We start from the raw sequence: 25,470 nt of genomic DNA, 5'->3' as shown, positions 1-25,470 counted from the left end.
GGGGGTGGTGCCCAGGAGAGGACTCGAACCTCCACTCCGAATTTCAGAACCAGCCCCTCAAGCTGGCGCGTCTACCAATTCCGCCACCTGGGCATCGGGTCCGCTTCAGGTCTGCGGCCCCTTCGATCGTTCGTCTTCCCGAGAATGGTGCCCAGGAGAGGACTCGAACCTCCACTCGGATACCCGAACTAGCACCTGAAGCTAGCGCGTCTACCAATTCCGCCACCTGGGCCGGTGCGAACGTCGAGCCGCGGTATCTAGCGGCACGGTCCCCCTGTTGCAAGCCCCGATTTGCACCTATTCGCCGCTATTTGCACAAACGCCATGCATGGGTGGTTTTCGCCCCGCACCAAAAGGACTAGATAGCGGGCATGGCTATCGACGACTTCATCGAACCGCAGGCGTTCCAGCCTGCGAAACCCGGCCCCGGCCTCGATGCGGAGACCGCGGAGTTCTTCAACGCGAACGGCTTCGCGATCCTTCGCGGCCACGTGCCGGCGGAGACGCTGGACGCCATCCGCGGCGACGTCGAGACACTGGTCTCGAAGAACCACCGTTCCCAGAAGGACATCAATTCCAAGTCGGCCGCGGTCGACCGGATGCTCAATTCCGACATCGTGAAGGGCACCGTCGAACGCTTCAACGGCCCGTCGGAGCTGCTGCAGAGCTTCGCCTTCACCAAGCTGCCGAATGAGGTCCGGACCAAGCACTGGCACCAGGACGGTGTCTACTGGGGCCTGTCCGACAGCCGGGTCTGCTGCCTGTTCGTGCCGATGACGGCGACCAACGAGGACAATGGCTGCATCTGGTTCGTGCCGGGCACACACAAGCTGGGCCGCATGTATCACTGGGTCGCGACCGACGAATTCGGGCTGCAGAACCTGGAATGCGAGATGAGCGCCTTCCGCGATCCGGTGCCGATGATCCTGGAGCCCGGCGACGCCGTCATCGCAAACACCTATACAGTGCACGGCTCCTTCCACAACCGGACGGACGAACCGCGGATCAGCCTCGGCTTCCACTTCCGCAACAAGGGCACGGAACTGAACCTGCCCCAGCCCTATCGCAAGGCGCAGGCGGAGCGCCTGGGACGCGACCCGGCGGCCGCCGCCTGATGGCGAAACAGCCGCTGAAGAAGCTGGCGCTGCGGTTCGGATACGACTTCACCTTCCGCAAGCTGCCCCAGCACGCGCTGCGCAACCGCCAGATCAAGCTGCCCAGGGACGTCGAACCCGAATTCGCCGACATCTTCGAGCAGGTCGGCGACTACACCATGACCACCCCGGACTGCGTCTATGCGCTGTTCAACGCCACGCGCCACGTGATCCAGCAGGACATCCCAGGCGATTTCGTCGAATGCGGCGTCTGGCGCGGCGGCAGCGCCATGACCATGGCGCTGACCCTGAAACATTTCGGCGTCACCGACCGGAAGATCTGGCTCTACGACACCTATGCCGGGATGGTGAAGCCGGAGGAAATCGACGTTCGTCAGCGCGACGGCAGCGACACCATCAAGCGCTGGGAGATGCAGCAGAAGGACGACCACAACGAATGGGCCTACGCGCCGCTCGACGAGGTGAAGCGGAACTTGGGCGCGACCGGTTATCCGGCAGACCTGGTCGGCTACATCGAAGGCACTGTCGAGGAGACCATACCCGCCGCGATGCCCGGTCAGATCGCCATGTTGCGGCTGGACACGGACTGGTACCGCTCGACCTACCACGAGCTGACGCATCTCTACCCGGCTCTGGTGCCGGGCGGCTTCCTGATCATCGACGACTACGGCGCCTATGAAGGCGCGCGGCAGGCCACCGACCAGTATTTCGACGAGCAGGGCGGCCGGCCCTTCATGCATCGGATCGACACCGCGGCGAGGATCGCGGTGAAGCCCGGCTGAGGCGGCCGGGGCGATGGGGGACCGCATCGGCTTCGTGCTCAAGGGCTACCCGCGCCTGTCGGAGACCTTCATCGCGCAGGAAATCCGGGCGCTGGAACAGCGCGGCCTGCCGATCACACTTTATTCGCTCCGTCATCCGACCGACACATCGGTCCATCCGGTCCATCGGGAGATCGAGGCGCCGGTCCACTACCTGCCCGAATATCTGAAGGACGAACCCGACCGCGTGAAGGCGGCCATCGCCGCATGCCGCAGCATGTCCGGCTACGGCGATTTGCTGGCGCTCTGGGAAAGGGATTTCGCCCGCGATGCGACGACCAACAGGGTCCGCCGGCTGGGACAGGCCTTCGTGCTGGCGGCGGAGCTCGATCCGGCTATCACGTGGCTGCACGCGCATTTCCTGCACACGCCAGCCTCGGTGACGCGTTACGCGGCGATGCTCCGCGGCCTGCCCTGGTCGGTCTCCGCCCATGCCAAGGACATCTGGACCAGCCCGGACTGGGAGAAACGGGAAAAGCTCGAGGACTGCGCCTGGGCTGTCACCTGCACCCGCGCCAATGCCGAGCATCTCGCATCACTGGCGCCGGCGGACCGGGTCGAATGCGTCTATCACGGTCTCGATCTCAGCCGCTTCCCGGTCCCCGGTGCGAATGCCGCGAACGATGTACCTGTCATCGTGTCCGTCGGCAGGGCCGTCCCCAAGAAAGGGTATGACGACCTGCTGGCGGCGCTTGCGCTGATCGAGCGGCCCTTCCGTTTCATCCATATCGGCGGCGGCGGGCTTGTCGATGATCTGAAGACGCAGGCAGCGGAGCTGGGCCTTGCCGACCGGATCGAATGGCGCGGGGCGCAGCCGCAGGAGGCCGTTCTGCAGGCCTATCGCGAGGCCGACATCTTCGCGCTGGCCAGCCGCATCACCGATGATGGCGACCGCGACGGCCTGCCCAATGTCATCGTCGAGGCGCAATCCCAACGCCTGCCCGTGGTCGCCACGGCAGTCTCCGCCATCCCGGAACTGATCAGGGATGGCGAAACCGGCCTGCTGGTCCCGCCAAAGGACCCGACAGCCATGGCCGCGGTGCTGACCCGCCTGCTGGACGATCCGGACCTTGCCCGCCGCATGGGCGCCGAAGGCGAGATCACCGTCCGGCGCGACTTCGATCTCGACGCCTGCATCGGCCGGCTCGCCGAGCGCTTCGGGCTGCAGGCCGCCTGATGCGCATCGCCTTCCATGCCCCTCTGAAGGCCCCGGATCACCCCTCGCCGTCCGGCGACCGGACGATGGCGCGGTTGCTGATGCAGGCATTGAAGGTGGCCGGTCACGATGTCTTTCTAGCCAGCCGCCTCCGGACGCGCGAAGCGAAGGGCGACGCCGGCGAACAGAACCGCATCCGCCTGATTGCGCGGCAGGAAGCCTCCATGCTGTCGGCGAAACTGCTGAACGATCCGCCCGATCTCTGGTTCACCTATCACCTCTACTACAAGGCCCCGGACCTGATCGGACCGGACGTTGCACGCGCACTTGGCATCCCCTATGTCGCGGCCGAGGCCAGCCATGCCGAGAAGCGTCTGAAAGGTCCGCACGCCCATTTCGCCGCCGATGCGCTGGTCGCGATCCAGCAGGCGGACGCGCTGGTCTGCATGACCGACCGGGATCGGCGGGGCCTGCTGGAGGTCGTGCCCTCCGAACGCCTCTACAGTCTGAAGCCATTCGTCCCCACGCGCCCCCGCCCCTCGCTCGGCCATGGCAGCCGGCCGCTTCGGCTGCTGGCCGTCGCCATGATGCGGCCGGGCGACAAGATGGAATCCTACCGCCTGCTCGCCAGCGCGCTCGGCCGTCTGCGCAACCGGTCCTGGACCCTGACCATCGTCGGCGACGGCATCATGAAGCGCCGGGTTCGGCAGACCTTCGCCCAATTCGGGGGCCGCGTCCGTTTCACGGGCCGCGTGCCGGAAAGCCGGCTGAAGGGACTCTATGTCAGCCACGACCTGCTGCTCTGGCCGGCGGTAAACGAGGCCTATGGGCTGGCGCTGCTGGAAGCGACGGCGCATGGCCTGCCCGTGGTCGCCGGTGACGAGGGCGGCGTGGCCGACATCATCCGCCACCGAGTCAACGGATTGCTGGCGCCGCCGCGCGACCCGGCGGCCTTCGCCGCCCTGACGCGGCGCCTGCTGGACGACCGCCAGCAGCTCCACCGGCTGAAGGTCGGAAGCTGGCGTCAGATCGAGCGCGGCCACCGCCTCAATCAGGCGGCGCATACGCTCGACGGCATCGTGCGGTCACTGTGCGAGTCCTGATGATCCGTCATGGCCGCACGGGCTGGAACGCCGAACGGCGGATCCAGGGCCGGACAGATGTGCCGCTCTCGCCGGAAGGCCGGGCGGAACAGGCGGCACGCCGCATCCCCGCAGCGTTTGCGCAAGCGCCGGCCTACAGCAGCCCCCTCGCCCGCGCCGTCGAGACCGCCCGGCTGCTCGGGCTCGACCCCGTGACGGATGCGCGGCTGACAGAGATGGACTTCGGCGACTGGGAAGGCCGCACACATGCCGAACTGACGGCTGAGGACGCCGACGGCATGGCCCGGCTGGAGGCGCGGGGCATCAACATGCGTCCGCCCGGCGGCGAGACCCCGCGCGAGGTGCAGACGCGGCTCGTGGAATTCCTCCGGTCGAAGGACGGCGGCGACCTGATCGCGGTCTGCCACAAGGGCGTCATCCGCGCCGCGTTCGCACTGGCGCTGGACTGGGACATGACCGCGGACATGCCGTTCCGGGTGCGATGGAACGAGGGCCAGCTTTTCCGCTTCGACGATGGCCGCCTGTCGCTCGAACAGGCCAATCTGAGCCTGTCGGCAGCATGACACGGCGCGTGATGATCCATGTCCAGCACCTGCTGGGCACGGGCCACCTGAAGCGCATGTCGCTGCTGGCGAATGCACTGGCGAAGGCCGAACAGGATGTCACGCTCGTCTCCGGCGGTCTCCCCGCGCCACAGATCGCCGTGGCGCCGGAGGTGCGCTTCGTTCAGCTTCCACCCGTCCGGACCATCGACGCCGCCTTCTCGGGGCTGGCCGATGATCAGGGCAAGGCCATAGACGACGCCTTCAGATCGGAGCGGACCGGACGTCTGCTGGAGGTTTTCGATCAGGTGCGGCCCGATGCGCTGATCGTCGAACTCTTTCCCCTTGGCCGCCGTCAGCTGCGTTTCGAACTGCTGCCGCTTCTGGAACGCGCCCGGCCACGGACCGGACTGATCGCCTGCTCCGTCCGCGACATCGTCAATCGCCGCCCGCACCGCGAGGCGGAGGCGCTGGACTGGCTGAACGCCTTCTTCGACCTGCTGCTGGTTCATGGCGACGAGGCGCTGACACCGATAGCCGACAGCGTCCCCGGCATCGCGTCGTTCGGTGGCGAAGTGCTTCACACCGGCTATATCGCGGAGCCGCTGCCGCCGCCGCTCAAACCCGGCCAGCCGGAGATCCTCGTCTCCGCCGGCGGCGGGGCATCGGGCGCCCAGATCTTCGAGGCCGCCGTGGGCGCTTCGGCCCTGCATGACGGACCCGAGGTCTGGCGCATCCGTCATGGCGCCGGTACATCGGAAGACGTTCTGGCGCAGTGGCGGCAGCAGGCGGCGCCTTCGGCGATCCTGGAACCTGTTGCCGCCGACTTCACCGCGCGGCTTCAAGGCGCATCGCTTTCCGTCTCCCAGTTCGGCTACAACACCGCCGTCGAACTGATGCAGACGACGACGCCCGCGCTGGCGGTTCCCTACCGGGGCGAAGGGGAAACGGAGCAGTCGAGACGGGCCGAGGCGCTCGCCCCTCTGGGGTTCGGGATCATGTCCGAAACGGCGCTTTCGGCCGAGGCTCTGGCCGCTGCCGCGCGCAGGGCTCTGGACGTGCCGGCACGGCAGGCGGGCGGCGTCAATCTGGGAGGAATCGGCGCCGCCGTGCGCCGCATTGCGGGGGGATGATCGGGGTGGGGGCACGCGAATACCGCTACCCGAAATCCGCCTCCCTGCGGGACATCGGCGCGGCGGTGATCGGCCTCACATTCTTCGGTGCTCCAGCATTGTTTGTGCCCCTGTCTTCTGTCATGGTCGCCGTGTTCGGGGGGCTCGGAGCTCTCTTTGCCGCGTTCGGGGTACGAACGGTTCTGCGCCATTTGAGCCGCTACGAAACGGACGGAAACGGCCTGAGGGTTGCGGGTCCGGTCAACCGGAGCATCGCGTGGGACGGGTTGAGCGAGGTCCGGTTAAGATACTTTTCAACCTGGCGCGATAGAAAGTCAGGATGGTTGCAACTGAGTCTGAAGGGTAACGGCACAGTAGTCCGCATCGACCAGGCGCTTGACGGGTTCGAGGAACTCGTCAGGACCGCCATCGTCGAGGCACGGTCCCGCGGGATCGGCTTCGACGCGACAACGCGTCAGAACGCGGGCGCACTGGGCCTCGACCTCTCGGATGATGCAGGGAGCTGGGCTGAATGAGCACCAACGTGCTTAGGGTGCGCGATCTGAAGGTCGAGTTTCACGTTTCCGAGGGCGTCATCAAGGCGGTCGACGGTGTGTCGTTCCGCGTCCCGCAAGGCAAGACGGTCGCTCTGGTCGGCGAATCCGGTTCCGGCAAGACGGTCATCTCCCAGGCCATCATGGGCATTCTGCCCAAGGCCGCGAAGATCGCGCAGGGCGAGATCCTGCTGTTCGACCCCGAGAAGCCCGGCAGTTTCGTCGACATCACCAAGCTGAAGCGCGACGGGCCGCAGATGCGCCAGCTCCGCGGCAGCAAGGTCTCGATCGTGTTCCAGGAACCGATGACCAGCCTGTCGCCGCTGCACACCGTCGGCGATCAGGTTTCCGAAGCGCTCCGGCTGCATTCCGACAAGTCGGACAAGCAGGCTGCCGAGATTTCCGAGGAGATGCTCGGCCTCGTCGGCTTCCCGAATCCGTCCAAGGCGATGCGGACCTATCCGTTCGAGCTTTCCGGCGGCCTGAGGCAGCGCGCGGTCATCGCGATGGCGCTGGTCTGCCGACCGTCGCTACTGATCGCCGACGAGCCGACGACCGCCCTGGACGTGACCATCCAGGCGCAGATCCTGAAGCTGATGAACGATCTTCAGTCCGAACTGAAGATGGCCATCCTGATGATCACCCACGACCTCGGCGTGGTCGCCAACATGGCCGACGAGATCGTCGTCATGTATCACGGCCGGGTCATGGAGCGGGGCACGCTGCAGGACCTGTTCGCCGCGCCCCAGCATCCCTACCTGCAGGCGCTGCTGCGCGCCGTCCCGCGCTTCGACATGGAGGCCGGGGAGCGGCTGGTCCCGATACGCGAGATCACGACCGATTCCGCCGGCGCCATGATGCAGGCCAAGGAACCCTGGCCGGCGGACGCCCCCGATATCGACAAGCCGATACTGGATGTCCGTGGCCTGTCCAAGAGCTTCACCATCAAGAAGGGCGGCATGCTTGGCGGCGACGACGCGCGCGTCATCGCGGTCGACGATGTCAGCTTCAATATCCGCCGCGGCGAATGCCTGGGCCTCGTGGGCGAGTCGGGCTGCGGCAAGACCACCACTTCCAAGGTGCTGATGCGCGCCCTCTCGCCCGACAGCGGGCAGGTGCTCTACAACGACCGGGGCCGGCAGGTCGATGTGCTGAAGCTGAAGGGCAAGGAACTCTTCAACTACCGCCGCAAGGTGCAGTTCATGTTCCAGGACCCGTTCAGCTCGCTGAACCCGCGCATGACGGTCCTCGACATCATTTCCGAGCCGCTGATCATCCACAAGGTCGCCACCAAGAAGGACCGGATCGAACGGGTCCGCGAACTGATGCATCTGGTCGGCCTCGACGAACGGTTCCTGCGCCGCTACCCGCACAGCTTCTCCGGCGGCCAGCGTCAGCGCATCGGCATCGCCCGCGCCCTCGCCCTGCAGCCCGACCTGCTGATCTGTGACGAGCCGGTCTCTGCGCTGGATGTCTCGATCCAGGCCCAGGTGCTCAACCTGCTGAAGGATCTGAAGGAACAGCTCGGCCTGACCTATCTGTTCATCTCACACAACCTGGCGGTCATCGACTACATGGCCGACCGCATCGCGGTGATGTGCCAGGGCCGGCTGGTCGAGACCGCCGAACGCCAGACGCTGTTCAACAACCCGGTCCACCCCTACACGCGCGCGCTGCTGAACGCGGTGCCGAAGCCCGATCCGAACGACCGGCTCGACCTGACGGCGCTGATGGAGGGCAAGGCTTCCATCCCGTCCGAATGGCCCGCACCATTCACCATCGACGGCAGCCACGAACTCGAGCTGGTCGATCTCGGCGACGGCCACTATGTGCGCGCCCGGCGCAACGCCAGCATCTCGGAGATTGCGGCATGAGACGGTGGTTCGCAGGATTGGTTGCCGCGGCGCTGCTGCCCCTGCAGGCGGCGGCGATGGAGACCCCCTGGTTCGAGAAGGCCGTGGCCGAAGGCAAGCTGCCGCCGGTCGAGGCCCGACTGCCGGAAGAGCCGCTGGTTGTCAGCTTCACCGGCGACAAGGCGCCGGGCGTCCATGGCGGCGACCTGAACATGCTGATCCCGCGCGACCGGTATCTGCGCCGCATGGTGGTCTACGGCTATGCGCGTCTGGTCGGCTACAACGAGGACTACGATTTCATCGCCGACATCGCGCGCGACTACACGGTCGAGGAAGGCCGCAAGTTCACCTTCCATCTCCGGAAGGGCCACAAGTGGTCGGACGGGCATCCCCTGACCGCCGAGGACTTCCGGTACTGGTGGGAGGATGTGGTCCTCAACGAGGAACTCAATCCGGGCGGCGTGCCCGCCTACATGCAGGTCGATGGCGAGCCGCCCCAGGTCACGTTCCCGGACCAGTGGACCGTCGTCTACACCTGGCCGGGACCGAACCCGCACTTCCTGCCGCGCATCGCCAGCGCTTCCCCGCTCTTCATCTACCGGCCGGCGCACTATCTGAAGCAGTTCCATGTCAAGTATGCCGATCCAGAGGAACTGGCGGTAAAGGTCGAGGAGAGCAAGCGTCCGAGCTGGGCGTCGCTGCACAACCGCCGCGACCGCATGTACCGCTTCGACAATGTGAAGCTGCCGACGCTGCAGCCCTGGCGCAACATCACCAAGGACAAGTCCGCCGGCCGCTTTGAAGGGGTCCGCAACCCCTATTTCCACAAGGTCGACGAGAACGGCCGGCAGTTGCCCTATATCGACAGGCTGATCCTGACCGTCGCCTCGCCGGCGCTGATCCCGGCGCAGGCCGGTTCGGGGCAGACCGACCTGCAGGCCATCGGCATCCGTCTGGTCGACTGGACCTTCCTGAAAGAAGCCGAGGACCGCGGCAATTACGACGTGCACGCCTGGGAAACCGCGATGGGTTCGACCATGGCGCTGTTCCCCAACATGAATTACCAGGATCCGGTCTACCGGGACCTGTTCCGTGACGTCCGCTTCCGGCGCGCCCTGTCGCTCGCGATCGACCGGGAACTGATCAACGAGGTGGTCTATTTCGGCGACGCCCGTGAGGCCAACAACACGGTCCTGCCGCGCAGCAAGCTGCATCAGGCGGACATGACCACGCGCTATGCCGTCTACGACCCGAAGCGGGCGCGTCAGATCCTCGACGAGATTGGCCTCGACAAGAAGGGCCCGGGCGGCATCCGCAGGCTGTCCGACGGCCTGCCGCTGGAACTGATCGTCGAGACTTCCGGCGAGGATCCGCAGCAGACCGATATCCTGGAGCTCATCGGGGAGACCTGGCGCGAGGTCGGGATCAAGCTGTTCATCAAGCCCACCCAGCGCGACACCTTCCGCAACCGCGTGTCGGCCGGCCTGTCGCAGATCGCTGTCTGGACCGGCATCCAGGCCGGCCTGGCGACACCAGACATGAGCCCCGAGGAACTGGCGCCGACCAGCCAGCTCGGGCTGCAGTGGCCGAAATGGGGCCTCCACTACGAATCGGGCGGCACCATGGGCGAGGCGCCGGACATGGAGCTGCCGAAGAGGCTGGTGGCCCTGACCGAACAATGGAACCGGGCCACCGAGCGCGCCGAGCGCGTCCGTGTCTGGAAGGAAATTCTGGATATCAACACGGAACAGGTCTACTCGATCGGTGTCGTCACTTCGGTGCCGCAGCCGGTCGTGGTGCGCCGCGGCCTGCGGAACGTGCCGGCGAACGGGGTCTATCACTGGGACCCGGGCGCCTATTTCGGACTCTATCGGCCGGACAGTTTCTGGTACGAGACCGAAGCCCTGCGGCAGACCAATTGACGAACCGGGACGCGACCTGACCGATGTTCTCCTACATCATCCACCGCCTGTTGATCATGATACCGACGATGATCGTGATCTCGATCGTCACCTTCGTGATCATCCAGCTGCCCGAGGGCGACTATCTGTCGAACCTCGTCAAGGAACTGCAGGCGCAGGGCGAAGCTGGCCGCGCTTGAGAAGGTCGAGTTCCTGCGCAAGCAGTACGGCCTCGATGAACCGGCCGTCATCCAGTACGGCATGTGGATGGGCTTCTGGCCCGGACCCAGCGGCTTCGACGGCATCCTGCAGGGCAACTGGGGCTGGGCCTTCGAACAGGACCTGCCCGTGGCCGATGTGGTCGGCGACCGCCTGTTCCTGTCGATGCTGCTGAACTTCGTGACCATCCTGTTCATCTACGTGGTCTCGTTCCCCATCGGCGTCTATTCGGCCACCAGGCAGTACTCGTGGGGTGACTACGGGTTCACCTTCCTCGGCTATCTCGGTCTCGCCACGCCGAACTTCCTGCTGGCCCTGATCATCATGTATTTCGGCAATCTCTGGTTCGGCGTCTCGATCGGCGGCCTGATGGATCCGGAATATCTCGGCGAGGAATGGACGATGGGCAAGATCGGCTCCGTCTTCGCCCACCTGATCGCGCCGGTCATCGTCATCGGCACGTCCGGCACGGCCGGCATGATCCGGCGCCTGCGCGCCAACCTGCTGGACGAGTTGCAGAAGCAGTATGTCGTCACCGCACGCGCCAAGGGCGTGCCGCCGGGCAAGCTGCTGGTCAAGTATCCGGTGCGCATGGCCCTGAACCCGTTCATCGCCGATATCGGCAACCTGCTGCCGTCGGTGGTTTCCGGTTCGGCCATCGTCGCCGTCGTCATGCAGCTGCCCACGCTGGGTCCGATCCTGCTTCAGGCGCTGCAGAGCCAGGATCAGTATCTGGCCGGCTCGATCCTGATGTTCCTGGCCTTCCTGACGGTCGTCGGCATGCTGATTTCCGACCTGCTGCTGGCCATGCTCGATCCCCGTATCCGTCTGGGCGGAGGTGTCGCCAAATGAGCGTGTCCGATCCCGAAGGCGGCCGCCTGCAGCACTGGGTCGACGACCAGCCGTTTGATCCGCATTCCCGCGAGACCCTGACGCCGGAACAGGAAAAGTTCTATCTGGCGTCGCAGTGGCAGCTGATGTGGTGGAAGTTCCGCCGCCACAAGCTGGCGATGATCTCGGGCCTCGTCCTGCTGTTGTTCTATCTCTCGGTGCTGATGAGCGAACTGATCGCGCCCTACGATCTGAATGCGCGCGATTCCAAGCACATCCTGGCCCCGCCGCAGATGGTCCACCTCTTCCACGAGGGCTCGTTCGTCGGCCCGTTCGTCTATGGCTACGACCTGACCAAGGACCGCGACCTGCGGCAGCGCATCTACACGCCCAATCCGGAGAAGGTGCAGCCGCTCCGCTTCTTCTGCCTGGGCGACGAGTACCAGTATTTCGGCATGATCGAGGGCCGGTTCCACTTCGTCTGCCCGGCCGAGGGAGGAACGTTCTTCCTGCTCGGCACCGACCGGCTGGGCCGCGACATCCTCAGCCGCATCATCTACGGCGCCAGGATCTCGCTCACCGTCGGCCTGATCGGCATCACGCTCAGCTTCATCCTCGGCATCGTGCTGGGCGGCATCTCCGGCTATTACGGCGGCTGGGTCGACAACATCATCCAGCGCATCATCGAGATGATCCGCTCCTTCCCGGAGCTGCCGCTCTGGATGGCGCTGTCCGCTGCCCTGCCGGCCAACTGGTCGCCATTGCTCGTCTTCTTCGGCATCACATTGATACTTGCGCTGTTCGACTGGCCATCGCTGGCCCGCGCCGTCAGATCGAAGCTGCTGTCGTTGCGCGAGGAGGACTTCACCGTCGCCGCGCAGCTGATGGGCGCCAGTCCGAAGCGCATCATCGGTCGGCACCTGCTGCCCAGCTTCATGAGCCACCTCATCGCCAGCGCCTCGCTGTCGATCCCGGCGATGATCCTGGGCGAGACGGCGCTCTCCTTCCTCGGCATTGGCCTCAGACCGCCGATCACATCGTGGGGCGTGCTGCTGAACGAGGCGCAGAACCTGAATGCCGTCGTGCTGACGCCATGGCTGCTCTGGCCGATGGTGCCCGTCATCATCGTCGTGCTGGCCTTCAACTTCCTCGGCGACGGACTGCGCGACGCGGCCGACCCCTACAAGTAGGCGCGGCCGCGGCGGATGTGCGGCATAGCCGGCTGGTATCTGAAGACCGACCGCGCACCCGACCCGTCCGTCCTGAAGGCGATGACCGACGCCATCGCCCATCGCGGGCCCGATGGCGAAGGACAGCTTGTCCTGCAGAGCCCTGACGGATCGCGACGGGGCGGGCTCGGCCACCGGCGTCTGTCCATCATCGATCTGGCCACCGGCGATCAGCCGATGCACTACACCGCGCCGGACGGACGGCAGCTCTCCATCGTCTTCAACGGCGAGGTCTACAATTTCCGCGAACTCCGCGCCGAGCTCGAGGCGCTGGGCCACACCTTCCGGACGACATCCGACACCGAGGTCGTCCTCGCCGCCCAGGCCGAATGGGGACCGCAATCGGTCGAGCGGCTGCGCGGCATGTTCGCCCACATCATCTGGGAACATGACAGCGGCCGGATGACCGTCGTCCGCGACCGCTTCGGCAAGAAACCCGTGTTCATGGCCGACCGCCCCGAAGGCGTCTATTTCGCCTCCGAGATCAAGGCGCTGCTCGCCGTGCCGGGGATCGAGGCGCGACTGAACCTCGGCGCCGTTCCGCACTATCTGAACTTCCGCTACGTGCCCGGCCCGCTCACCTTCTTCGACGGAATCGTCAAGCTGCCGCCGGCCTCCGTCGCGGTCTGCGAGAACGGCAAGGTCGAGATCCGCCGCTACTGGACGACGCCGGACAGCCGCGTCTCGCCCGAGCCGCTGACCGGCGATCCGGTATCCCGGTTCATGGACGTGCTGCACCAGTCTGTCGAGCTGCGTATGATCGCCGACGTGCCCTTCGGGGCGTTCCTGTCCGGCGGTATCGATTCCTCGGCGATCGTGGCGCTGATGAGCCAGATCAGCACGGTCCCGGTGAACACCTTCTCCGTCGGATTCGCCGAAGGCGCCTACAGCGAACTCGGCTATGCGAAGGAGATCGCCGATCAGTTCGGCACCAACCACCACGAGCTGGAAGTCTCTGCCGACACGCTGATGGACTGGCTGCCAGGCCTTATCGGCTTCCGCGACGCGCCCGTCGCCGAGCCTTCGGACATTCCGATCTACCTGCTTTCGGAAGAGGCGCGGAGAAGTGTGAAGATGGTGCTGACCGGCGAAGGCTCGGACGAACTGATCGCGGGCTATCCCAAGCATCGGGCCGAACGCTACGCCGCCCGCTACCACGCTCTGGTGCCGGGCTTCGCGCATACCGGCCTGATACGCCCGCTGGTGGCTGCCCTGCCCTACAGCTTCCGGCGCATCAAGACGCTGTTCGACAGCCTGTCCGAACGCGATATCCGCGACCGCTACCCGCGCTGGTTCGGGGTGCTCGGCCCCGCGGCGCGCGACCGGCTGCTGGCCCAGGCCATCGAAGCCGCGCCGTTCGACACCACCCCCTTCGAGGCGCCCGCCGACGTTGGCACGCTGCGGCGTCTGCAGCATTTCGACCAGACCTCATGGCTGCCGGACAACCTGCTGGAGCGCGGCGACCGCATGACCATGGCGGCCTCCATCGAAGGCCGAATGCCCTTCATGGATCACGTCCTCGCCGAGACGGTCTCGAAGCTGCCGGACGACTGCCGGATCCGGGGCGGCGAGGACAAGTGGGTGCTGCGCGAAGGGATGCGCCGGATCCTGCCTGAGAAGATCCTGAACCGCCCGAAGGTCGGCTTCCGCGTGCCGGTGAACGAATGGTTCCGGACGACGATGCGCGACTGGGTCCGAGACCACCTGACCGGCGCCGACAGCCGCTCGGCACCGCTCTACGACCGCGGCGAACTGGCCCGCATACTGGACGAACACGCGTCTGGCCGCCAGAATCAGGAAAAGCTGATATGGACCCTGATCAGCTTCGAACTTTTCCTGCGCCGCTACGGCCTGAATCCGTAAGGACCGTCTCCGCATGAACGAACAGCAAGTCGCGTCCTTCTGGGAAACCCACCCGTGCGGCGATCATCAGGTGGGCGGTCTGAAGGACGACTATCTCGACTTCTTCAACCGCTACGACGCCTTCCGCTACCGCAAGGAAGGCCACATCATCGGCTGCCTCGACGGCATCGACTGGCGCGGCAAGGAGGTGCTCGAGATCGGGTTGGGCCAGGGCGCCGATTCCGAGCAGATCATCCGCCGCGGCGGGCGCTGGTCGGGCCTCGACCTGACGCAGGAGGCCGTGGACCGGACCTCGACGCGCATGGCGCTCCGGGGCCTCGATTTCGGCGCCGTCAAGCAGGGCTCGATCCTCGACGCCCCCTATGACGACGACAGCTTCGACATCATCTTCAGCCACGGCGTGCTGCATCACGTGCCCGATATCGCCACGGCCGAGACCGAGCTTCGGCGCCTGATCCGGCCGGGCGGCGAACTGATCATCATGATGTATGCGAAATGGTCGCTGAACTACCTGGTGGCCATTTCGGTGCTGCGGCGGCTGGGGCTCGCGGCCATGGTGACGCTGGGCGTCCGGGGCGGCGGCATCTACGCCGAACACTACGACAACGCGAAGCAGATGGGGCTCGGGCGCTATCTGGCTATGGACAACTTCATTCACCGCTCGACGGACGGCGCCGGCAACCCCTACTCCAAGGTCTACGACCGCGCGGAGGTCGAGAAGGACTTCCCGCATTTCCAGGTGACGAAGACCTACAAGCGCTTCATGTACGCCCCGCCCCTGCCGGTCACCAACTGGCCGGGTGGACGTCTGATGGGATGGCACCTCTGGGCGCATCTGACACCGCGATGAACCGAATGCACCGAGGATGGACCGGTAGGGCGGCCGGCCTCGGCCTCCTGCTCCTCGCGGCGTCGTCCGCGCTGGCGCAGGAGCGCATCGACATGGCGCTTGTGCTCGCGGTGGATACCTCCCGCAGCGTCGACAACAAGGAATACAGCCTGCAGATGGCGGGACTTGCAGCCGCCTTCCGCGATCCGTCCGTGCAGTACGCCATCACCACCGCCGCCCCGCGCGGCCTCGCGGTCACGCTGGTGCAATGGTCGGCGGTCGACGAGCAGGTGCAGGTCGTGCCCTGGACCCTGCTGCAGAGCTTCGAGGACATCGACCGGCTGGCAGGCCGCATTTCAAGCGCTCCGCGTGCCATGACCGGCGGCAAGACCGCGCTGGGCGAGGCCATGGCCCACAGCGTCGGCCTGATCCGGGACCTGGGCTTCATTGCGCGGCGCAACGTGATCGACATCTCCGGCGACGGCGGCTCGAACGAGGGACGCCTGCCGCAGGAGACCCGCGAACTGGCGCGCGAGGCCGGCATCGTCATCAACGGCATCGCGATCCTGAACGAGGAGCCGCGACTGGATCACTACTTCCGCAGCGACGTCATCACCGGCAGCGGGGCTTTCATCATCACCGCGACGGATTATGTGGACTTCGCGCGCGCCATCCGCATGAAACTGCTGCGCGAGATCATGGGCACGCCCATTGCCCGGGCCGAGGAAGAGGAACCGCGCCACATTGAGTGAGATCGGCGAAGAGACCGGATACTGGCAGGTGGTCACGCTGACCGCCCTTTCCGGGCTGGAAGAGATCGAGGACCTGCTCGGCGACCTGCCGCTCTCGACCTCCGTGTTCAGGGCCGATGACGGCCGCTGGCGTGTCGAGGCCATCGTCGAGGCGCGCCCGGACGACTGGCCGCTGCCGGGCGAGACCACCATGGAGCCGCTGATCCAGCAGGACTGGGTCGCCCAGTCGCAGGCGGCCCTGCCCGCCATCCGCATCGGGCGCTTCCACATCCGCGGCGGCTGGGACGCGCCGCCGCCGGTCGGCATCATCGATCTGGTGATCGAGGCCGGGCAGGCCTTCGGGACGGGCCGCCATGAGAGCACGACCGGCTGCCTGGTGATGCTGCAGCGGATTGCGAGGCGGCGGAATGTCCGGCAGGTGCTGGATGTCGGTACCGGCGCCGGGATCCTTGCCATCTGCGCCGCCCGCCTGACCAACGCCCGCGCCGTCGGCACCGACATCGACGCGAAATCCATCGATGTCGCGCGCGAGAACGCCTGGCTCAACGATGCGGGCCATCTCTGCGGCTTCGAACATGCCGACGGTGTCCGGCACGGGCTTGTCGTCCGCAATCGGCCCTACGATCTTGTCTTTGCCAACATCCTGGCCCGGCCGCTGGTGGCCATGGCTGCGGATGTCGCCCGCGAGGTCGCGCCCGACGGCGATCTGGTACTGGCCGGGCTGCTGACGCGCCAGGTCCCGATGATCATGGCGCGATACCGGCTTGAGGGCCTGCAACTGGCGGAGGAATGGCGGTCGAACGGCTGGAGCGTGCTCCGCCTGCACCGGCCCGGAGGAGTAACATGAAGGATCGCGTAGCGGCCCTCAGGGCCGAACTGGAGCGTCAGGGTGTGGACGGGTTCATCGTGCCCCGGAACGACGAGCATTTCGGCGAGTGGGTGCCGGCCTCCGCCGAGCGGCTGGCGTGGCTGACCGGCTTCACCGGCTCGGCCGGCATGGCCATCGTGCTGACGGACCGGGCCTCGATCTATATCGACGGGCGCTACACGCTTCAGGTGGTGGATCAGGTCGATACAGGCATCTTCGAGACCCGGCACGTCACCGAGGAACCCGCTACCGCCTGGCTGAAGGAAGCGCTCGGGAAGGGTGCGAAGCTCGGCTTCGATCCTTGGCTGCACACCGAGGCAGGTATCCGCCGGATGGAGACGGCCGCCAAGGCCGCCGGTGCGGAACTGGCGCCTCTGGCGAAGAACCCGGTCGATGCCATCTGGATCGACCGGCCTGCACCGCCAACGGAGCCAGTCGTTCCGCATGATCTGCGGTTTGCGGGCAAACCACATGGCGAGAAGCTTGCGGATCTCGGCGAAAGCCTCGGGGCGCACGGTCTGGACGCAACGGTGCTGACCCTGCCGGAATCCATCGCCTGGCTGCTCAACATCCGCGGCTCCGACGTACCGCGGACGCCGCTGCCGCTCGGCTTCGCCATCGTGCATGCCGATGCGACCGTCGATCTCTACATGGCGGCGACGAAACTGTCGGACGAAACGCGCGTACATCTCGGCGACGACGTCCGCATTCACGAACCCGACACGCTGCTTGCCGGACTGGACGGGCTGAAGGACAGGAAGGTGCTGGTCGATCAGACCACGGCCGTTGCCGCTGTCACCACCCGCCTCAGGGAGGCCGGGGCGGAGCTTTTCATGGGCGACGACCCGACGGCGCTGCCGAAGGCGCGCAAGAACGAGGTTGAGGTCGCCGGAACGCGCTCGGCGCATGTCCGCGACGGCGCGGCAGTCTCGAAGTTCCTCGCCTGGATCGACGCCCATGACCCCGGCAGTCTGGACGAGATGACCGCGTCGGACCGGCTGGAACAGTTCCGGCGCGAGGACAACCTGCTGCGCGATCTTTCCTTCGACACGATTTCCGGCGCAGGACCGAACGGGGCCATCGTTCATTACCGCGTGACCGGCGAGACGAACCGGCCGCTGGGGCCGGGCGAGCTCTTTCTGGTCGATTCAGGCGGGCAGTATCTCGACGGGACCACCGACATCACCCGCACTGTCGCCATCGGCGAGCCGACGCCGGAAATGCGGGACCGTTTCACCCGGGTGCTGAAGGGCCATATCGCCCTGGCCACCGCGCGCTTCCCGAAGGGTACGACGGGCAGCCAGCTAGACACGCTGGCGCGGCTGCCGCTCTGGCAGGCCGGGCTGGACTTCGATCACGGTACCGGCCACGGCGTCGGCAGCTATCTGAGCGTCCATGAAGGCCCGCAGCGGATCTCCAAGATCCCGAATTCGGTGGCGCTGGAGCCGGGTATGATCGTCTCCAACGAGCCCGGCTACTACAAGACCGGCGAATACGGCATCCGGATCGAGAATCTGGTCTGTGTGCGGGAGGCCGAAGCCGCGGACGGCGAACGCCCGACGCTCGAGTTCGAGACCCTGACCCAGGCGCCGATCGATCTCAGGCTGGTGGACCTGGACCTGCTGAACGGCGACGAGAAGGCCTGGCTCAACGCCTATCACGAAGGCGTCCGCGAGAAGCTCAGGCCGCTGGTCGGCGATGCCGCCGGCTGGCTTGAAGCTGCGACCCGGCCGGTCTGAGCCGGGCGCCCCCCTGGACTTGATCCAGGGCCCAATCCGGAGATTCGACCAACGATCGGCGGCGGCGGCAGCGCTCAGGAATGGATCCCGCGTCAAGCCCGGGATACGGAAGTGTTCTGCAGTCCGGCTCCGCTACCAGCCGATTTCCTCGCGCTGGTAGTCGAACAGCTGCGCGGAATCCCTGGCCTTGAGGCCGTCGATTACCTTCGCCAGCCCCTCGGCGCTGTCCTCCGGCGTCACGGGCGCGCCGGAACCACCCATGTCGGTCGAGACCCAGCCCGGATGCAGCGGCACGACAATGGCGCCCTTCGACGCCAGGCGGTTGTGCAGGCATTTCCAGACCATGTTCACGGCCGCCTTGGACGAGCGGTAGATGATCTTGTCCGGCGCCGTGTTCTGCGAGATCGAGCCCATCCGGCTGGAAATCACGATGAACTTCTTCTCGGTGCTGGCCATCACGTTGTCGATCAGCGCCTCGGTGATGGCGAAGGGCGCGAAGACGTTGATCCGCATGGTCTCGGCCCAGTCATCCATGATCAGATCGCCGAAGGTCTGCGGGCCCGGCCCGCCTATGATGCCGGCATTGTTGATCAGGATGTCGATGGGACGGCTGCCCAGCGCGGATTTCAGCTGCGCGATATCGCCGGCATCGGTGACCTCGAGCTTGAAGACCTCGGCGCCGCCCGCGGCCAGATCGTCCAGCGTCGAGGGATCGCGGGCCGTCAGCAGCACGTTCGCGCCGTCGCCCATGTAGTGCTCGGCCAGCTTGCGCCCGATGCCGCGCCCGGCGCCGGTGATCAGTACGGTCCTGCTCATGTCGCTTCCCTTTCGCTGTGCTCGCGGATCAGCCGACGGTAGAGCGGCGTCAGCAGCATGGGCAAGGTATACATGGGCAGCTGACCGACCGCGAAGAACATGGCCGTGTCGGCGTCCGCCCCCTGCCCCAGCGTCACCAGCACCAGCCCCATGTTGCAGTTGCCGGCCATCAGCCCGACGGAGAGCGCAACGCGCGGCCCCAGCTTCCAGAACACCGCGGCCGACACGGCCTGAAGACCGATGTTGAAGACGTAGCCGAGCAGGGCGGCCAGAAGCACATGCCCGGGCTGCGCCAGCGTCATCTCCGTCACCCCGTCGAAGACGCCGACGACGAAGCAAAGCATCATCAGCACCGCCGCCCCGTCCAGATGGATCTTCGCCCGCGAGAGGCGCTCCCGCCCCAGCAGCCAACGGCCGATCCAGGCGGCCGCGAACGCGACCGCGATCACCAGCGCCAGCCGGCCCATGAACACCGCAAGCGGGATATCGATGTGCAGATCCAGGAGATTCAGCGCCATGGGCGGCAGGATCAGCGGCGTCAGCCACATGGCCGCCACCGTCGTCACCACCACGATGGCGCCGTCCAGCCCAAGGATCAGCGCGATCGCCGCCGCCGAGACTATGGGCGGTGCGGCCGCCATAAGCACGATCCCCGCCACCACGCCCGGCGCAACACCCGAGCTGTACAGCGACAGGAAGACAGCGACCGGGCTGACGATCAGCATCCAGACGCAGAGCACCAGCATCAGCCGCCAGCGCCGCGCATAGGCGATGATCTCGCCCCATTCGATCCGCATCAGGGCGATGACCAGCGGTCCGACGATGAAGATGGCCAGCCACGGCCGCACAAAGGCGGCCAGCGAAGGAATGGCGAAACCGAGAAAGACGCCTAGTGCGAGAACAATGGTGGCGTTGCGTCCGACGAAGGCGAGACCCGAGAGCATGCTCCCGGGACCGCCCCTATCTGGCGGCCAGTTCGGCCGACTTCGCGTTCAGGGAGGCGATCAGCCCCTCAGCGCCCTCGCGGCTGTAGACGGAGGACATCTCCGCCCGCTGCCGCGCCAGTTCGCTGAACTTGCCCTGTGCCAGAATGTCGATCACCACCGGCCCCTTGTCGGTATTGCGCATGACGTAGGTCAGCTTGACGGAGTCCTTGCCGGCGCGGTGAATGACACTCGGGACGAGCACCAGTCCGCGCGGTCCGGGCTGCTCCCCCTCAACCTCGAAACGCTCGCCATTGTAGGCGTCGAACCGGCCCGCGAAAGTGGCAATCGACATGCGCTCGAAGGCCTCGGTGATCGCCGTCCGTTCGGCCTCGGCGAGATCGGACCAGTACCGTTGCAGCCCGACCTGGGTCATGGTGCGGAAGTCGAACAGCGACGACAGCGGCGCGTCGAGCTGCTCGTAGCGCCAGTCGAAGCCCTTCGCCTCCCCGCCCTTCATGGTTTCGACGAGGACCGAATTCAGGCGCTCGATGGCCTCCCGCTCGCCGGCGGCGGAAGCCGGCACGGACGCCAGCGTCAGGGCGGCGGCCAGAGCCAGAATAGGCAGGCGGAATTTGAAGCTGCGGATCACGTTGCTTTTCCAGTTCTCGACGGCAGGTTGACGGTCGGCTAGAGCATCATATGTGCGCGGCTTCGATCTGCGCCAACCCGTCCGGAGGAGAAGCCGCGCCACATGCAGGATCAGCCAGCCACTGTGACCGGTTTGCCCGCGCGGATCGCCGTCTGGTCGGCCCGCCGGCGCTGGCTGACGGTTGCGCTGGTGCTGATGATGACCGTCCTGTCGGGGGTTTATGCCGCCCGGCAGCTCTCGATCAACACCGACACGCTGGACATGATCTCGCCTGAGACGCCGTTCCGGCGGGCCAATCTCGATTTCCGCGCCGCCTTTCCCTGGTACGGCAATCAGATCGCCATCGTCATCGACGCGCCGGCGCCGGAACTGGCCGAACTGGCCGCCCGCGATCTTGCCGAACGTCTGGAGAGCCGGCCCGAACGGTTCGAACACGTTCAGGCCACAGGAATCGACCCGTATCTGCGGCGGCAGGGCCTGATGTTCATGCCGCCGGAGCGGCTGCAGGACCTGCTGGACCGGCTGGCGGCCGCGCAGGGGCTGCTGGCCGTGCTTGCCGAGCGGCCGGATCTGACCGGCCTGCTGGACATGCTGGAACTCGCGCTGGCCGAGGCCGATCCGGAGAGCGTGCAGACCGCGCAGCTGACCGAACTGGTCGCGACCCTTGCCGACATGGCCGAAAACGACCCCGATGCGCCCCGGGTGCTGTCCTGGCGGCGTCAACTCGCCGTGGAAGGGCAGCGCGGACTGGACGGCCGCCAGATCGTGGTCGCGAAACCCGTCCAGGACTACGCCTCGCTCTCACCCGCCAAGGCCGCGATCGGCGATCTGCGCACCATATTCGCCGATCACGGGATCGAGGGCGTCAGCTACCGGCTCACGGGCAATGCCGCACTCAACACAGAGGAACTGGAGAGCGTGAAACTCGGCGGCTCGACCGCCGGCATCGTATCCGGCATCGGCATCCTGCTGCTTCTGATCATCGGGCTGCGCGGCATCCGGCCCGTGCTCGCCACGCTGGCGGTTCTGGTTTCGGGACTGGTGATCAGCCTCGGCTTCGCGACACTGGCGGTGGGTCAGCTCAACCTGCTCTCGGTCGCGTTCGCCGTGCTGTTCATCGGCCTCGCCGTCGATTTCTCGATCCATTTCAGCCTGCGCTTCCGGGAAGCAACGGGTGAAGACGGCGACCCGGTCCGGCGGACCGCCGCCAGCGTCGGCGGATCGCTGACACTGAGCGCCCTGGCGGCCGCCATCGGTTTCCTCGCCTTCCTGCCGACCGACTATCTGGGGCTCGCCGAACTGGGCATCATCGCGGCCGGCAGCATGGTGATCGCGCTGGCGTTGAACCTGACCCTGCTACCAGCCCTGCTGACCGGTGCTGCGCCGACCGGTGCAACAGTTGCAGCGCAGCCGAGCCGGTTCGACAGTCGCAGCATGCCGGCCCGCCCGCTGGTCTTCGCGGGGATCATCCTCGCCGTCGCCGGTCTGGCCACCGCGCCCCTGGTCCGCTTCGATTCCGATCCGGTCAATCTGAAGGACCCTGCCTCGGAATCCGTTCAGGCCTACCGGGATCTCGAGAGCGCCGAGAACCGTTCGGTCCACGCCATCGACGGTCTGGTGTCGGCCGATACCGACATGACCGCAGTCGAGGATCGGCTGAAGCTCGTCTCGAGAGGTGGCAGGGTCGTCTATCTGGAAAAATTCATCCCGGACGATCAGGATCAGAAGCTGGCGGCGCTGGAGAACGCGGCGCTGTTTCTCTTCCCGGTCCTGATGGCCCAGCCGGCCGAGCCGCCTTCCGCGGAGGCCCGCCGCGCCGCCATCGAGAGCTTCACGGCAACGGTCGGCGACACATCGCCGTCACCGCTGCAATCCGAGGCCAGCCGTCTGGCCAGCGCCCTCACAGCGCTCGACGATCCGGGTCTCGATCGCCTCGAGGGGCGCGCCACCGGCCTACTCGGACCCTGGCTGGACGATCTTCGGCTGGCCTTCGAGGCCGGTCCGGTAACCGAGGCCGACCTGCCGGACAGCCTGCGCACGCAGTGGATCGCCGAGGACGGACGACGCCGGATCGAGGTCTTCCCGGGCGCGCCGTTCTCTTCGGACTGGACGATGACGGACTATGCGGAAGCCACGCAGGCGGCGATGCCGTCGGCGACAGGCGCGCCGGTCATGGTCACCTTTGCCGGCGAGGCGGTTCGCGGCAGTTTTCAGGAAGCTGCCATCATCGCGGCGGTTCTGGTGCTTCTGCTGATGGGCGCCGTGCTGCGCCGGATCGACGACGTCCTGCTCTGCGCCGCGCCGGTGGCGATGGCGGCGCTTTCGACCTTCGCAGCCGCCTGGGCGCTGGGCATCCAGTTGAACTTCGCCAACGTGATCGTGCTGCCGCTGCTGTTCGGACTCGGTGTCGCCAGTTCGGTGCATCTTGTGATGCGCCGCCGCGGGACCGGAGATGCTGCCAGCCTGATGCGCACCTCGACGCCGAGGGCCGTGCTGTTCAGCTCCCTGACCACCCTCGCCAGCTTCGGAAGTCTGGCATTATCGCAACACATGGGCATGGCTTCGATGGGTATGCTGTTGACCATCGCTATCCTGTCCATACTTTTCTATACGCTGATCTGGACGCCGGCTCTTATCCGGTTGATCGACAGGCGAAATACGCCGATGTGATCAACCGCATGTTGCGGGTGCGAACAGTAGCGTGTATCCAGCCGGTTCGAGATGTCATCCTGGGAGGCAGCCTTGGGCGTACCCCTGCGGCAACAGATACGTGTCGGAGCCTACATCGTGAAGCAGCGCCTGCGTCGCAACGAGCGCTATCCGCTCGTGCTGATGCTTGAGCCGCTGTTCCGCTGCAATCTCGCCTGTCCGGGCTGCGGCAAGATCGACTATCCCGACCACATCCTGAACCGGCGCCTGTCCGTGGACGAGGCGGTCGGCGCCGCCGAGGAATGCGGCGCGCCGATGGTGTCCATCGCGGGCGGCGAGCCACTGATCCACAAGGAAATGGGCGAGATCGTCGCCGAACTCGTGAAGCGCAAGAAGTTCGTCTATCTCTGCACCAATGCACTGTTGCTGGAAAAGAAGATCGACCTCTTCGAACCGTCGCCCTACCTGACCTTCTCGATCCATCTGGACGGCCTTGGCGAGCACCATGACCGCGCCGTCGACCAGAAGGGCGTCTTCGACAAGACCGTGCAGGCGATCAAGCTGGTCAAGTCGAAGGGCTTCCGCGTCAACATCAACTCGACCCTGTTCGACAACGCCTCGGCCGACGACGCGATCGCGCTGTTCGACTTCGCGACCGAGTTGGGCGTCGAGGGCATCACCGTCTCGCCGGGCTACGCCTATGAGCGCGCGCCCGACCAGCAGCACTTCTTCACCCGGCAGAAGACCAAGAACTTCTTCCGCGAGATCTTCGCCAAGCAGAAGGCGAAGGGGGCGAAATACGCCTTCAGCCAGTCGCCGCTGTTCCTCGACTTCCTGGCCGGCAATCAGGAATACCGTTGCACGCCGTGGGGCAACCCGACGCGCAACGTGTTCGGCTGGCAGCGGCCCTGCTACCTGCTGAACGAAGGCTACGTATCGACCTTCCGCGAGCTGATGGAAGAGACCGAATGGGAGGCGTACGGCACCGGCAACTACGAGAAGTGTGCCGACTGCATGGTCCATTGCGGCTATGAGGCGACCGCCGTTCAGGACATGGTCAAGAACCCGCTCAAGGGCCTGAAGGTGGCGCTGAAGGGGATCAGGACCGAGGGACCGATGGCGCCGGAGATCAATCTGGAGAACCAGCGCCCGGCCGAGTACGTCTTCGACCGGCTGGTTTCCCAGGCGGACAAGCCCGGATCAAAGGCCGAGGCCGGCGCGTCCGACGCGGCGTAGGGTCCGGAACGCCTTCCCGCTGAAAAATGCGAGCTTGATCAGGGCCTTGATCTCGTTGGGCCGGTGCGCCAGCGACGACAGGACCTGAAAGGGCCGCTCACGGCCGTCCGGTCCCACGCCGACCATCGCCGCGCGGGGGATCAACGACCGCCGGTCGTCCGCAATCGCCCGAACCACCAGAAACGGCAGGCCATGCTCGACGGCGGTGCGCGCCAGGTGATGGCTTTCCATGTCCACCGCAGCGGCGTCGAAAGCCGCACCCAGAAATACCTTCTGGCCGACAGTCCGTGCCGCGAGATCGAGACCGAGAAGATTCGCCTCCCGCGCATCGGGAATGCCCGCGGCGGCGGCAGCCCGCCAGGAAGGATCGGGTTCGAACCGTTCGTCATCCTGCGTGAGCACCAGTTCCGGCAGCAGCAGATCGCCGGGGCGCATGTCGTCGGTCAACGCGCCTGCGACCCCGAAGCTGAGAAGACGCGACGCGCCCTCGTCGATCAGGGCCCGGGCCGCACGGCGGCCGCCCTCGGCCGTGGCGCCGGAATAGCGCACGAAGGCCTGTACGCCGCTGCCGCGCAACAGTTCGAGGGCGATGCGCCCTTCCCGCTCGATGCCGCAGAGAATGCCCAGGCGGACGCCCGGCTCCGCGTCCGGCCGGTCTGCGGAAATGGCATGGGCTTCGGTCATCGGGACAGGTTAGACAGGGACGC

General features: G+C 66.2%; 21 protein-coding genes, 2 tRNA genes and 1 pseudogene. 18 read left to right on the top strand and 6 right to left on the bottom strand.

Annotated features, from left to right (window positions below; translation table 11 throughout):
• Nucleotides 1-5: 5 nt before the first annotated feature.
• Both ACMVY4_RS11955 and ACMVY4_RS11950 read right to left on the bottom strand, forming a co-directional pair.
• A tRNA-Leu gene (locus tag ACMVY4_RS11955) sits at nucleotides 6-93 on the bottom strand.
• A gap of 52 nt (nucleotides 94-145) precedes the next feature.
• A tRNA-Leu gene (locus ACMVY4_RS11950) sits at nucleotides 146-232 on the bottom strand.
• 139 nt (nucleotides 233-371) lie between these two features.
• Here ACMVY4_RS11950 and ACMVY4_RS11945 point away from each other — a divergent pair.
• From ACMVY4_RS11945 to ACMVY4_RS11870, 16 genes and pseudogenes are all read left to right on the top strand, one after another.
• Complete coding sequence (locus ACMVY4_RS11945; RefSeq protein WP_416896251.1) at nucleotides 372-1,115, top strand: phytanoyl-CoA dioxygenase family protein; 744 nt, start codon at nucleotides 372-374, stop codon at nucleotides 1,113-1,115.
• A complete protein-coding gene (locus ACMVY4_RS11940) occupies nucleotides 1,115-1,897 on the top strand; it encodes a TylF/MycF/NovP-related O-methyltransferase (RefSeq protein ID WP_416896250.1) in 783 nt (260 codons plus the stop codon). The genes ACMVY4_RS11945 and ACMVY4_RS11940 overlap by 1 nt, the downstream gene beginning before the upstream one ends.
• A 13-nt stretch (nucleotides 1,898-1,910) precedes the next feature.
• A complete protein-coding gene (locus ACMVY4_RS11935) occupies nucleotides 1,911-3,113 on the top strand; it encodes a glycosyltransferase family 4 protein (RefSeq protein ID WP_416896249.1) in 1,203 nt (400 codons plus the stop codon).
• A complete protein-coding gene (locus ACMVY4_RS11930) occupies nucleotides 3,113-4,195 on the top strand; it encodes a glycosyltransferase family 4 protein (RefSeq protein ID WP_416896248.1) in 1,083 nt (360 codons plus the stop codon). Before ACMVY4_RS11935 ends, ACMVY4_RS11930 begins: the two co-directional genes overlap by 1 nt.
• Nucleotides 4,195-4,758 carry a histidine phosphatase family protein gene (locus ACMVY4_RS11925; RefSeq protein ID WP_416896247.1) on the top strand — a complete coding sequence of 188 codons (564 nt, stop codon included), beginning with the start codon at nucleotides 4,195-4,197 and terminating at the stop codon, nucleotides 4,756-4,758. The genes ACMVY4_RS11930 and ACMVY4_RS11925 overlap by 1 nt, the downstream gene beginning before the upstream one ends.
• Nucleotides 4,755-5,870 (top strand): glycosyltransferase family protein, encoded by a 1,116-nt coding sequence (locus ACMVY4_RS11920; protein WP_416896246.1) that lies wholly within the window; start codon nucleotides 4,755-4,757, stop codon nucleotides 5,868-5,870. Before ACMVY4_RS11925 ends, ACMVY4_RS11920 begins: the two co-directional genes overlap by 4 nt.
• Nucleotides 5,871-5,875: 5 nt before the next feature.
• The gene (locus ACMVY4_RS11915; protein ID WP_416896245.1) at nucleotides 5,876-6,385 is read left to right on the top strand and encodes a hypothetical protein; all 510 of its coding nucleotides are present in this window, start codon (nucleotides 5,876-5,878) and stop codon (nucleotides 6,383-6,385) included.
• Nucleotides 6,382-8,277 carry an ABC transporter ATP-binding protein gene (locus ACMVY4_RS11910; protein WP_416896244.1) on the top strand — a complete coding sequence of 632 codons (1,896 nt, stop codon included), beginning with the start codon at nucleotides 6,382-6,384 and terminating at the stop codon, nucleotides 8,275-8,277. The genes ACMVY4_RS11915 and ACMVY4_RS11910 overlap by 4 nt, the downstream gene beginning before the upstream one ends.
• Complete coding sequence (locus ACMVY4_RS11905) at nucleotides 8,274-10,178, top strand: ABC transporter substrate-binding protein (protein ID WP_416896243.1); 1,905 nt, start codon at nucleotides 8,274-8,276, stop codon at nucleotides 10,176-10,178. The genes ACMVY4_RS11910 and ACMVY4_RS11905 overlap by 4 nt, the downstream gene beginning before the upstream one ends.
• 23 nt (nucleotides 10,179-10,201) lie before the next feature.
• Nucleotides 10,202-11,228 (top strand): annotated as a pseudogene (locus tag ACMVY4_RS11900) (ABC transporter permease).
• Nucleotides 11,225-12,397, top strand: a complete 1,173-nt coding sequence (locus ACMVY4_RS11895) for an ABC transporter permease (RefSeq protein ID WP_416896242.1) — start codon at nucleotides 11,225-11,227, stop codon at nucleotides 12,395-12,397. Before ACMVY4_RS11900 ends, ACMVY4_RS11895 begins: the two are co-directional and overlap by 4 nt.
• A 15-nt stretch (nucleotides 12,398-12,412) precedes the next feature.
• The gene (gene asnB, locus ACMVY4_RS11890) at nucleotides 12,413-14,299 is read left to right on the top strand and encodes an asparagine synthase (glutamine-hydrolyzing) (protein ID WP_416896241.1); all 1,887 of its coding nucleotides are present in this window, start codon (nucleotides 12,413-12,415) and stop codon (nucleotides 14,297-14,299) included.
• 13 nt (nucleotides 14,300-14,312) lie between these two features.
• Nucleotides 14,313-15,149, top strand: a complete 837-nt coding sequence (locus ACMVY4_RS11885; RefSeq protein ID WP_416896240.1) for a class I SAM-dependent methyltransferase — start codon at nucleotides 14,313-14,315, stop codon at nucleotides 15,147-15,149.
• 92 nt (nucleotides 15,150-15,241) lie between these two features.
• Nucleotides 15,242-15,880, top strand: coding sequence for a DUF1194 domain-containing protein (locus ACMVY4_RS11880; RefSeq protein WP_416896239.1), 639 nt, complete (start codon nucleotides 15,242-15,244; stop codon nucleotides 15,878-15,880).
• Complete coding sequence (locus ACMVY4_RS11875) at nucleotides 15,873-16,727, top strand: 50S ribosomal protein L11 methyltransferase (protein WP_416896238.1); 855 nt, start codon at nucleotides 15,873-15,875, stop codon at nucleotides 16,725-16,727. Before ACMVY4_RS11880 ends, ACMVY4_RS11875 begins: the two co-directional genes overlap by 8 nt.
• Nucleotides 16,724-18,487, top strand: a complete 1,764-nt coding sequence (locus ACMVY4_RS11870) for an aminopeptidase P family protein (protein ID WP_416896237.1) — start codon at nucleotides 16,724-16,726, stop codon at nucleotides 18,485-18,487. Before ACMVY4_RS11875 ends, ACMVY4_RS11870 begins: the two co-directional genes overlap by 4 nt.
• A 132-nt stretch (nucleotides 18,488-18,619) precedes the next feature.
• On the opposite strand, the gene ACMVY4_RS11865 is transcribed toward ACMVY4_RS11870, so the two are convergent.
• Genes ACMVY4_RS11865 through ACMVY4_RS11855 form a run of 3 tightly spaced genes read right to left on the bottom strand, consistent with a single transcriptional unit; the run spans nucleotide 18,620 to nucleotide 20,878 of the window.
• Nucleotides 18,620-19,303, bottom strand: coding sequence for an SDR family oxidoreductase (locus ACMVY4_RS11865; protein WP_416896236.1), 684 nt, complete (start codon nucleotides 19,301-19,303; stop codon nucleotides 18,620-18,622).
• The gene (locus ACMVY4_RS11860) at nucleotides 19,300-20,247 is read right to left on the bottom strand and encodes a hypothetical protein (RefSeq protein ID WP_416896235.1); all 948 of its coding nucleotides are present in this window, start codon (nucleotides 20,245-20,247) and stop codon (nucleotides 19,300-19,302) included. Before ACMVY4_RS11860 ends, ACMVY4_RS11865 begins: the two co-directional genes overlap by 4 nt.
• A 16-nt stretch (nucleotides 20,248-20,263) precedes the next feature.
• A complete protein-coding gene (locus ACMVY4_RS11855; protein WP_416896234.1) occupies nucleotides 20,264-20,878 on the bottom strand; it encodes an ABC transporter substrate-binding protein in 615 nt (204 codons plus the stop codon).
• A 102-nt stretch (nucleotides 20,879-20,980) separates the two neighbouring features.
• Here ACMVY4_RS11855 and ACMVY4_RS11850 point away from each other — a divergent pair, with 102 nt between their 5' ends.
• Nucleotides 20,981-23,548, top strand: a complete 2,568-nt coding sequence (locus tag ACMVY4_RS11850) for an MMPL family transporter (RefSeq protein ID WP_416896233.1) — start codon at nucleotides 20,981-20,983, stop codon at nucleotides 23,546-23,548.
• A gap of 72 nt (nucleotides 23,549-23,620) precedes the next feature.
• The gene (hpnH, locus tag ACMVY4_RS11845) at nucleotides 23,621-24,763 is read left to right on the top strand and encodes an adenosyl-hopene transferase HpnH (protein WP_416896232.1); all 1,143 of its coding nucleotides are present in this window, start codon (nucleotides 23,621-23,623) and stop codon (nucleotides 24,761-24,763) included.
• On the opposite strand, the gene ACMVY4_RS11840 is transcribed toward hpnH, so the two are convergent.
• Nucleotides 24,728-25,447, bottom strand: a complete 720-nt coding sequence (locus tag ACMVY4_RS11840; RefSeq protein ID WP_416896231.1) for a hypothetical protein — start codon at nucleotides 25,445-25,447, stop codon at nucleotides 24,728-24,730. The two genes, hpnH and ACMVY4_RS11840, sit on opposite strands and share 36 nt — an antisense overlap.
• Nucleotides 25,448-25,470: the final 23 nt, after the last annotated feature.

This window comes from Minwuia sp., assembly GCF_048007105.1.
Classification (GTDB): Bacteria; Pseudomonadota; Alphaproteobacteria; order Minwuiales; family Minwuiaceae; genus Minwuia.
The sequence above is the reverse complement of the archived record's forward strand: the minus strand, read 5'-3'. Positions and strand labels throughout refer to the sequence as shown.